This is a genomic window from Streptomyces sp. NPDC002156, from assembly GCF_053593675.1.
The window spans coordinates 1-9,302 of the sequence record NZ_JBSFDA010000262.1 but is presented as its reverse complement, the minus strand read 5'-3'; the positions used below and the strand labels follow the sequence as shown (position 1 = coordinate 9,302).

The 9,302-nt window shown below is 70.6% G+C and carries 8 protein-coding genes; 5 read left to right on the top strand and 3 right to left on the bottom strand.

Annotated features, from left to right (window positions below):
- Positions 1-130 precede the first annotated feature (130 nt).
- Positions 131-2,239: an acyltransferase family protein gene (locus ACWCRB_RS47095; protein ID WP_451001955.1), complete on the bottom strand. Its 2,109-nt coding sequence runs from the start codon at positions 2,237-2,239 to the stop codon at positions 131-133.
- 306 nt (positions 2,240-2,545) lie between these two features.
- Between ACWCRB_RS47095 and ACWCRB_RS47090 the strand changes: the two genes are divergently transcribed.
- From ACWCRB_RS47090 to ACWCRB_RS47080, 3 genes are read left to right on the top strand one after another with little or no spacing between them, the layout of a single operon-like run.
- Complete coding sequence (locus tag ACWCRB_RS47090) at positions 2,546-3,586, top strand: FecCD family ABC transporter permease (RefSeq protein WP_451001954.1); 1,041 nt, start codon at positions 2,546-2,548, stop codon at positions 3,584-3,586.
- Between the two features lie 31 nt (positions 3,587-3,617).
- Positions 3,618-4,388, top strand: coding sequence for an ABC transporter ATP-binding protein (locus ACWCRB_RS47085; RefSeq protein ID WP_451001953.1), 771 nt, complete (start codon positions 3,618-3,620; stop codon positions 4,386-4,388).
- A 33-nt stretch (positions 4,389-4,421) separates the two neighbouring features.
- Complete coding sequence (locus ACWCRB_RS47080) at positions 4,422-5,453, top strand: ABC transporter substrate-binding protein (protein ID WP_451001952.1); 1,032 nt, start codon at positions 4,422-4,424, stop codon at positions 5,451-5,453.
- Here ACWCRB_RS47080 and ACWCRB_RS47075 read toward each other — a convergent pair.
- Together ACWCRB_RS47075 and ACWCRB_RS47070 are read right to left on the bottom strand one after the other, a co-directional pair.
- Positions 5,408-6,091 carry a response regulator gene (locus tag ACWCRB_RS47075; RefSeq protein WP_451001951.1) on the bottom strand — a complete coding sequence of 228 codons (684 nt, stop codon included), beginning with the start codon at positions 6,089-6,091 and terminating at the stop codon, positions 5,408-5,410. The genes ACWCRB_RS47080 and ACWCRB_RS47075 overlap by 46 nt on opposite strands.
- Positions 6,088-7,317 (bottom strand): sensor histidine kinase, encoded by a 1,230-nt coding sequence (locus tag ACWCRB_RS47070; RefSeq protein ID WP_451001950.1) that lies wholly within the window; start codon positions 7,315-7,317, stop codon positions 6,088-6,090. Before ACWCRB_RS47070 ends, ACWCRB_RS47075 begins: the two co-directional genes overlap by 4 nt.
- A 132-nt stretch (positions 7,318-7,449) precedes the next feature.
- On the opposite strand from ACWCRB_RS47070, the gene ACWCRB_RS47065 reads away from it, so the two are divergent.
- Both ACWCRB_RS47065 and ACWCRB_RS47060 read left to right on the top strand, forming a co-directional pair.
- Positions 7,450-8,370, top strand: coding sequence for an ATP-binding cassette domain-containing protein (locus ACWCRB_RS47065; protein WP_451001949.1), 921 nt, complete (start codon positions 7,450-7,452; stop codon positions 8,368-8,370).
- A complete protein-coding gene (locus ACWCRB_RS47060; RefSeq protein WP_451001948.1) occupies positions 8,367-9,218 on the top strand; it encodes an ABC transporter permease in 852 nt (283 codons plus the stop codon). Before ACWCRB_RS47065 ends, ACWCRB_RS47060 begins: the two co-directional genes overlap by 4 nt.
- The last annotated feature ends 84 nt before the right edge of the window (positions 9,219-9,302 follow it).

Genomic DNA, 9,302 nt, shown 5'->3' with positions numbered 1-9,302 from the left:
GCGCCGACCGGCACGAACCGGTGCGCGAATGGAAGCCTCGGTCGGCACCCCGCTGCTCGTCCGCAACGGCCGCGAGATGCGCCTGACCCACTCTGCCCAGGAATGGGTAGGGGCGGCGGGGGCGAACAACTCACCCGGTGCCGAGCACCTCGGTCAGCCGGGTGCCCAGGGCCGGTGCAACCGCCTCCGCATACGCGTCCGCGATATGGCTGTCGTCGCGGTACACAACCGTGTCGCCCACCAGAACAGGGCAGTCACCCCTCTCCGTGCACAGCCACGGAACGGGGTCGATCACCGTCACGTCCGACAACCTCGCCGCGTCGAGCGTCGCCGTCCTCCGGGCCCCGTCCCTGATCGCCCCGGGCAGCCGGTTCGTACAGCGGTCCAGCCGGAGGGAGTACAGCGCCGCGCAGTCCACCGCATCCGTCTTCGGCCACGGAGTGTCCAGCAGCGCTACGACCTTCGCGCCCGACGCGCCGAGCGCCTCGTACGTCGTACGGAGGCCGTTCGTCCACTGCTGGACCGGGTCGGGTTCCGGGTGGAGCGGGTCGCCGGCGTCCGAGGACGACACGATCACCAGGTCCGGGCGCAGCGCAGCGATCCTCTCGATCGCCCGCGCCCGCCAGACGTCACACTCCGCATACGGCCCGTCGAATCGCCGCAGAGTCACCTTCGCCGCCTTGCACGACGACTTCGTCCACGACACCAGCTTCCAACCACGTTCCCGGGCAAGCCGGTTGAGCGCCGGGAACCACTGGGCCGCATGGGAGTCGCCGAACAGGACCACGACCTTGTCGGAGGCCAGGTCGCCGTACTCGCACGGCGGCGTGCTCGTGCTGTCGTACGCCACATGGCAACCGTCCCGATAGACCGCCGACCGCGCCGACTTGATCTCGGTGAGCGGCGGGGAGAGGTTGCTGGGCAGGCGGCTCGACCGCGCCTCCAGGAGTTGGCGCAGGCGTAGTTGGGGGTCCGGTGCCTTCGCTATCTCCTGGCTCAACTGAAGCGCCGGTTTGCCCGAGTCGATCGGCGGCGGGAACGCGTACGCCGTCATCGCGATCACCGCCGCCCCCGCCGACAGCACCGCCCCGAGCCGCAACGCACGCCCCGGGCGGCCCCGGAACGCCGAGTGGAAACGGACCGGGTTCTCCACCAGGCGCAGGGTCACCCAGGCCAGCAGCAGCGCGATCGCGCAGAACAGCAGAGCGAGCCAGACACTCGTGGTCTCCGGGAGTCTGCCCAGCGCCACGGGGCCTATCAGCAGCAGCGGCCAGTGCCAGAGGTACCAGCCGTACGACAGGCCTCCCAGCCACACCAACGGCCGCCTGGCGAGGAGTAGTTGGGCATCCCAGCGCGACGGGGCGCAGCCTCCGGCCAGTACCAGGACCGACCCGATCACCGGCAGGAGCGCGTAATAGCCGGGGAACGGGGTGGAGTTGCCGTAGAGGATCGCCGCCAGGAGGATGCAGGCCAGGCCCGCCCAGGCCATCGGCGCCGCCAACTTCGCCGGCAGGCCGCGCAGTTGCTCGGCGGACAGGGCCAGCAGCGCACCTGCGCCCAGCTCCCAGAAGCGGGTGTGCGAACCGAAGTACGCCCAGGACGGTGCGCTCTCCGTCACGGTCACGCTCAGCCCGAACGACAGCAGGCACAGCACGGCGAGCGGCACCGCCACCAGTCCGCGCCGTCGGCGCGCGAGCCGCCAGCTCACCAGGAGCAGCAGCGGCCAGAGCAGATAGAACTGTTCCTCCACCGCCAGCGACCAGAAGTGCTGGAAGGGCGACGGCGGGCTCCCCTCCGCCAAGTAGTCCGTGCCGCCCGCCGCCAACCGGAGGTTCACCGCGTAGAGCGCGCTGCTCAGCGCGTCCCCGGCGTACTCCTCGAAGCGGACCCTCGACAGGAACAGCCAGGAACCGGCGAGGGTGACGAGGACGACGAGCGTCGACGCGGGGAGGAGGCGGAGCGCGCGGCGGGCGTAGAAACGGCGGATCGATATCCCGTTGCTCGTGGCCAACTCGCGTATCAGCAATGAGGTGATGAGGAAGCCCGAGATGACGAAGAAGACGTCGACTCCGACATAGCCACCGGCGAACCCACGCACCCCGGCATGGCCGAGGACGACGAGCGACACGGCCACGGCCCGCAGGCCTTGGATGTCGAGCCGCAGGCCGGGGTTCTCGCTCGGCTGCGGGGTGGCCGGTCGCGTGGTCGGTCGTATAGCTGGTCGGGTCTTCACGCTCATCAGAGACGGTCGGTCCACTCGAACGGTTGTGGCCGTTTCCATTCGGTCACCAGAAATTTCCGGGCCGGTCGCAAGCCTGGCCCGCGAGAACATGACATAGGGGGACCCGCGGGAATTGGCCTGTCCGGCACGTTTGCTACGCTCGCCGACGCGTCCCGTGGGGGAAGTCCGGTGAGACTCCGGCGCTGACCCGCAACGGTATGCACGCCCCCCTGGCAGGTGGGCGTGCGAGCCCGATCACCCAAGGTGCGCGTGCCCATGTGACCGCTCGCCGCGGACTGCGAGCCGAGGCGAAGGACGCCGCCCGTGCGCCGAATACCCGTCGTGCCGTTGGCCGTTGGGCTGGTTCTGCTCCTGTTCCTCTCCCTCCTGTGCGGGGTCGGTCTTGGCGCTTCCGGCATCGGCTGGGGGCAGGTGTTCCGCTTCCTCGGCGACGGGCTCACCGGCGGCACCATCCGCGCCGAGGACGTCGCCGCGTACACCATCGTGTGGGAGCTGCGGCTGCCCCGGGTGGTGCTCGCCGCCGTGGTCGGCGCCGGGCTCGCGGCCGTCGGGGTGGCCGTGCAGGCCATGGTCCGCAACGCGCTCGCCGATCCGTTCGTGCTGGGGATCTCGTCCGGCGCGGCCGTCGGCGCCAACGCCGTGATCCTGCTGGGGGCCTTCGCCGGGCTCGGGGTCTGGGCGCTGTCCGTGTCCGCCTTCGTCTCCGCGCTCGCCGCCATGATCCTCGTCTACGCCGTGGCTCACTCCGCCACTCACGGGCTCACGCCGCTGCGGCTGATCCTCACCGGTACGGCACTGGCGTACGGCTTCGAGGCCGTGACCACCGTGATGGTGTTCGGGGCCGCCCGGGGTGAGGCGGCCAGGTCCGCGATGATGTGGCTGCTCGGGAGTCTGGGCGGGGCGACCTGGGCGCAGGTGCCGATCGCCGCCGTGACCGTCCTCGCCGGGTGGGCGTGGCTGGCCCGGCGCGCCGAGTCGCTCAACGCCCTCGCCATGGGCGACGAGACCGCCGCCGCCCTGGGGGTCCAACCCACCAGACTCCGGCGGGAGTTGTTCCTCGTCACCGCCGCCGTGACCGGCACGGTCGTCGCCGTCAGCGGGGCCATCGGCTTCGTCGGGCTCATGGTCCCGCATGTCGTACGGATGCTCGTCGGTGCCGATCACCGGCGGGTGCTGGCGGTCGCGCCGCTCGCCGGGGCCGTACTGCTGGTGTGGGCCGACGTACTGTCCCGGCTGCTGCTCGCACCGGCCGAACTGCCCGTCGGGGTGATCACGGCCGTGGTCGGCGTACCGGCGTTCCTGCTGCTGATGCGGCGCGGCGGCTACGCGTTCGGGGGGCGGTGAGCGCATGCGGCTCAACGTGGAAGGTGACGGCATGCGGCTCGATGTGGAGGGTGTGTCGGTCGACGCGGGGGCGGTCCGGCTCGTCGAGGACATCACGATGCGCGTGGACAGCGGTGCCTTCGTGGGGCTCGTCGGGCCCAACGGGAGCGGGAAGTCGACCCTGTTGCGGTGCGTGTACCGGGCGCTGCGGCCGGCGGGGGGTGTGGTGCGGCTGGACGGGGACGACGTCCATGGCATGGATCCCCGAGCCGCCGCCCGGGTGTTGGCCGCGCTGCCCCAGGAGTCGTCCTCCGAGTTCGACTTCACCGTCGCGGAGGTGGTCGCGATGGGGCGGCTGCCGCATCAGGGGCGTACGGCGGCCGGGGACCGGGAGATCTGCGGCGCCGCCCTGGAGCGGACCGGCATCGCGCATCTCGCCGACCGGGGGTTCCTCGCCCTTTCCGGCGGCGAGAAGCAACGCGTGCTCATCGCACGGGCGTTGGCCCAGCAGCCCCGGGTCCTCGTCCTCGACGAACCCACCAACCACCTCGACATCGCCCACCAGTTGGACGTCCTGTCCCTGGTCCGCACGAGCGGCCTGACCGTCCTGGCCGCCCTGCACGACCTCAACCTCGCCGCCGCCCACTGCGATCTGCTGTACGTCGTCGCCGGGGGCCGCCTCGTCGCGTCGGGCCCGCCGCACGATGTGCTCCAACCGGCGCTGCTGGCCGAGGTGTTCGGGGTCCGCGCCCATCCCGTACGGCATCCGGAGACCGGTGCCGTGCAGTTGCTCTTCGATCTGCTTCCCAAGCCGCCCCTGTAAGGGACCGCCTCCTCCCTGTAAGGAACTCCCCTTATGCGCAAGCCAGTTGTCGCTGCTGCCCTGCTCTCGGTCAGCTCCCTCCTCGCCGCCGGATGCGGCGCGACGGTGGAAAAGCCCTCGGCGAAGGCCACAGCGTCCCCGTCCTCCGTCACCCTCACCAACTGCGGCCAGAAGGTGACGTACGACAAGGTGCCCGAGCGGGTCGTCACGAACGACGTCGGGATCACCGAGCTGATGTTCGCGCTCGGCCTGGAGGACCGGATGGCCGGGTTCGCCATGCCCGACGACAAGGGTGATCTGACCGACGTGCCCTGGAAGGACGGCTATGCAAAGGTGAAGTGGCTGTCCAAGGACCAGCTCACCAAGGAGAACGTCCTGGACGTCCGCGGCGACTGGGTCTTCGCCGGCTGGAACTACGGCTTCCGTGACGACAACGGCTTCACCCCGGACACCCTGAAGAAGCTCGGCATCCCCTCGTACGTCCTCACCGAGTCCTGCCGCAACGGCCGTACGAAGACCTCGCGGGGCATCATGCCGCCGCTGGACGCCCTCTACACCGACCTCACCAACCTCGGAAAGCTCTTCGGTGTCGAGCAGCGCGCGGCCACCCTGATCGCGGACTTCAAGAAGCAGGTCGCGGCGGTGGCGGCGAAGGCGCCGACCGGGAGCGCTCGTCCGAAGGTGTTCCTCTACGACAGCGGCACGGACTCGCCCTTCACCTCCGGGCGTTACGCGGCCCCCGAGGAGGTCATCAGCAAGGCCGGCGGCGTCAACGTCATGAACGACCTCGCCGACTCCTGGACGACGGTCGGCTGGGAGACGGTGGTCGAACGCGACCCCGACGTCATCGTCATCTGCAACTACGGGGACGTCAGCGCGGAACAGAAGCGCAAGTTCCTGCTGTCGTACGCCCCGTTGAAGAACGTGTCGGCCGTCAGGAACAAGCGGATCTTCGTCCTGGACTACGTGGACCTCGTCGAGAGCCCGCGCAATCCGTCGGCGATCGCTCGACTCGGTGCCTATCTGCGCTCGGTGGCGGACACGGACACCAAGCCCGCCTCGTAGGCGATGATCACGAGCTGGACGCGGTCACGGGCGTCCAGCTTGGCGAGCAGACGGGTGATGTACGTCTTCGCCGTGGCCACGCTGATGCACAGTTCGGCGCCGATCTCCGTGTTGGACAGCCCCCGGCCGACGAGCGTGAGCACTTCGCGCTCCCGGTCGGTGATCGCCGTCAACTCCCTTTGCTGACTGTGCTGTTGGGGGTTGGCTGCGAAGTCCTGGATGAGGCGGCGGGTCACGCTGGGGGCGATCAGGGCATCCCCGGCGGCCACGATCCGGATCGCCGCGAGGATGTCGTCCAGGGCCATGTCCTTGACCAGGAACCCGGACGCGCCCGCGCGCAGCGCCCCGTACACGTGATCGTCGTCGTCGAAGGTGGTGAGGACGACGACCCTGGTACCGGTACTGGAACCCGTCCCCCTGGTGATGCGGCGGGTCGCCTCGATGCCGTCCATGCCCGGCATCCGCAGGTCCATCACCACCACATCCGGGGCGAGTTGACCGACGAGGGCGACCGCTTCCGCCCCGTCGGCTGCCTCGCCCACGACCTCGATGTCCGGCAGGTCGGCGATGACCATGCTGAGTGCCGTACGGATCAGTTGCTGGTCGTCGGCGAGGAGAACCCGGACAGCCGGCGTCATCGGGCCACCACCGGAAGTCCGACGGCGACCGGGATCGGCAGTCGGGCAGCGACCCGGAAGCCGCCCTCGGGGCGCGGCCCGGCCGTGAACTCCCCGTCCAGCAGGGCGACTCGCTCCCGCATCCCGGCCAGCCCGAACCCGGTGTCGGTGACGCTCCCCCGGCCCCGCCCGTCGTCGGTGACCTCGATGGCGAGGGCGTCGGCGGCCCGGTAGTCGAGGGTGACCCGGCAGGACCGGGCACCGGCATGCCGTACGACGTTGGTCACCGACTCCTGCACGATACGGAAAGCCGACAGGTCGACGTCCGGGGGCAGTTCGCGCCGTTCGCCCGCCCAGTGCAGGTGTACACGCACACCGGCGGCGCTCGTCACGGCGGCGAGCCGCTCGACGTCCGCCAACCCGACTGCGAGGGAGGCCTGTTGACCGTCACCGGCATCGGCGCCTTGGTCCGCGTGCCGTAGCGCGACGAGCATGCGGCGCAGGCCCGCCAGGGTCTCCCGGCCCTCGTGCTCGACCGCCGACATCGCCTCGCGCGCGGCCTCGGGCCTGGTCGCGGCGACGCGGGCAGCCGCGCCCGCCTGGAGGGCGATGATGCCGATGCTGTGGGCGACCGTGTCGTGCATCTCCCTTGCTATGCGCAGGCGTTCGGCGGTGACGGCCTGTTCTGCGGTACGGGCGGCGAGCTGTTGGGCGTGCGTACGGCTGCGGTGGGCGGCGTCGCCGAGCAGCCAGGCGATCAACGTGACGAGGGCGACGGCGAGTTCGGCCGAGGTGCCGACGACCCAGCCGTACAGGATCCGTACGGCCATGTAGCCCACGAGCAGCGCGAGCGAGAGGGAGACGGCGATGACTCCGGTACGGCGGGGGCGGCCGGCGGCGATGAAGTACACGGCGGTCTGCACGGCCAGGAACTGGGCGAGCGGAATCTCCACCGCGGCCAGGGTGGTCGTCTGGGCGACGGCGGCCGTCAGCAGCAGCCCCACGGCCGTCAACGGCCGACGGGACAGAAGGGCGGCGGCGCTGAACGCCAGGCCGGTGGCCACGAGGAGCAACACCACACCGTCCCAGCGGTAGAGCTGGATGGCGGGCAGATGATCGGGCTCGTACTCGCCGGGCAGCCGGATCCGCGTGAGATACGTGAACGCCGTCCCCGCACACCAGGCGAACGCCGTCCAGGCACCCGGCGGGACACGCTTGAGGAGGGGCGGCGGCGGGTTGGCGGGCATGTGCCGATCGTAGGAGGGATGGCGGCATGGGGCATCGCCCCGGGGACGTACAACCTGGGTCGACAGAAGCCGAGTTGGAGTGTCGGCCGCGGTCAGATGTCAGGAAGTGCTCGGCGGCGGGACGGTGTTGTGGTGATCGAAGCCATAGAACTGACGAAGCGTTACGGAACGACCATTACAGCCGTCGACCATCTCTCCTTCACCGTCCGTCCGGGGCACGTCACGGGCTTCCTGGGCCCGAACGGCGCAGGCAAATCGACAACCCTGAGGCTGCTGCTGGGTCTCAACACACCCACCAGCGGCGCCGTCACGGTCGACGGCCGCCCGTTCGCGAGCCACTCTCGTGGCCTGCGGCACATCGGCGCGCTGCTGGACGCCCACGACGTGCACGGCGGCCGTACCGCCCGCGCCCACTTGTGGATGCTGGCGGTGAGCAACGGACTGCCCAGGCGGCGAGTGACCGAGGTGCTGTCCGAGGTGGGCCTGTCCCAGGCGGCGGGCCGCCGGATCGGTGGATTCTCACTGGGCATGAAACAGCGCCTGGGCATCGCGGCGGCACTGCTCGGCAACCCACCGGTCCTGCTCTTCGACGAACCCCTCAACGGCCTCGACCCGGAAGGGGTGTTGTGGGTGCGCGGCCTGTTCCGACGGCTGGCCGACGAGGGCCGCACCGTGCTGGTGTCCAGCCACCTCATGCGCGAGATGGAACAGACCGCCGAGGACCTCATCGTCATCGGCCGGGGCAAGCTGATCGCGGCGGAGGGCCTGAGGGACTTCGCGGCCCGCGCGACGGGAGGGCGAGTGTCCCTCCGCACACCCGACGTCGGCGCCCTTCCGGCGCTCCTGACGGCTGAGGGTGCGACGGTACGGCCGGAACCGGACGGCTCGTACACCGTGACCGGTCTGCACGCCGAGCGCATCGGGGAGTTGGCGTTCGCCCACGGGGTGCGGCTGCACGAGCTGAGCCCGCGGTCGGCGTCCCTGGAGGAGGCGTTCATGGAACTCACGGCCGAGAGCTCCGAGTTCACGACGGCGGCGGGGGCCACCCGATGACCACCACCACGACCGCTCCTGCGGCCCGCTTCCGGCACCTGCTGGCCGCCGAGTGGATAAAGCTCTGGTCACTGCGCTCAACTGCCCTCGTGCTGGCGGCGGGTGCGCTGACCACGTTCGGGATCTGTGTGAACGCCGCCAGGGTCAACGCCGACCGGCTCGCCCACCAGGCGGAGCTGCCACCGGAGCCGCCCGGCGGAAAGCCGCCGATGCCGCAGATGGTCTACGACCCGCTGGGAGCGGCGTATGTGTCTCCGGCCTGGGCCCTGCTGATGATCGTGGTGGCGGCGCTCGGGGCGAGCGTGGTCTTCGGCGAGTACACGAGTGGCCTGATCCGGACGACGTTCGCGGCCGTGCCGGACCGCCGCGCGGTGGTCGCCGCGAAGGTCGCTGTCGTCACCGGGGTGATGTGTGCCGTCGGAGCGGCCGTCTCGGGCGGCTCCTTCGGCGTGACGCAGGCGATCCTGCGCGATCACCACGGCATGTCCCTCGCGGATCCGGGGGCGCTGCGTGCGGTGACGGCGTCCGCACTGTTGCTGCCGCTGTGCGCGCTCGTCGGGATGGCGGTGGGCGCGCTGATCCGGCATGCGGCGGGCGCGGTCGTGACGGTGATCGGGCTGCTGCTCGTGGTGCCGCAGTTCTTCAGCGGGGAGCGGTACCGCTGGGTCGCGGAGACCGAGAACGCGATGCCGCTGACGGCCTGGACCCGGCTGGTCCTCAACCCGGGCCGGGACTACGGCCTGGGCAAGTACCCGGTCACGGTCACGGAGGCGTGGTGCGTGTACGGCGTGTGGGCGGGGGTGGCGGTGGTGGTCGGGGTGCTTGTGGTGGGCCGACGGGATGTCTGAACGTTACGTTTCTCGCCCCCGCCGCCCTTACCCGTTCCCATCCCCTGGGGGCTGCGCCCCCAGACCCCCCTTGGCTGGGTATTC

What these genes read in the sequence shown, in the direction of transcription:
- ACWCRB_RS47095 (WP_451001955.1), bottom strand. Translation starts at nt 2,239, where the DNA reads ATGAGCGTGAAGACCCGACCAGCTATACGACCGACCACGCGACCGGCC.
- ACWCRB_RS47085 (WP_451001953.1), top strand. Translation starts at nt 3,618, where the DNA reads ATGCGGCTCGATGTGGAGGGTGTGTCGGTCGACGCGGGGGCGGTCCGG.
- ACWCRB_RS47080 (WP_451001952.1), top strand. Translation starts at nt 4,422, where the DNA reads ATGCGCAAGCCAGTTGTCGCTGCTGCCCTGCTCTCGGTCAGCTCCCTC.
- ACWCRB_RS47075 (WP_451001951.1), bottom strand. Translation starts at nt 6,091, where the DNA reads ATGACGCCGGCTGTCCGGGTTCTCCTCGCCGACGACCAGCAACTGATC.
- ACWCRB_RS47070 (WP_451001950.1), bottom strand. Translation starts at nt 7,317, where the DNA reads ATGCCCGCCAACCCGCCGCCGCCCCTCCTCAAGCGTGTCCCGCCGGGT.
- ACWCRB_RS47060 (WP_451001948.1), top strand. Translation starts at nt 8,367, where the DNA reads ATGACCACCACCACGACCGCTCCTGCGGCCCGCTTCCGGCACCTGCTG.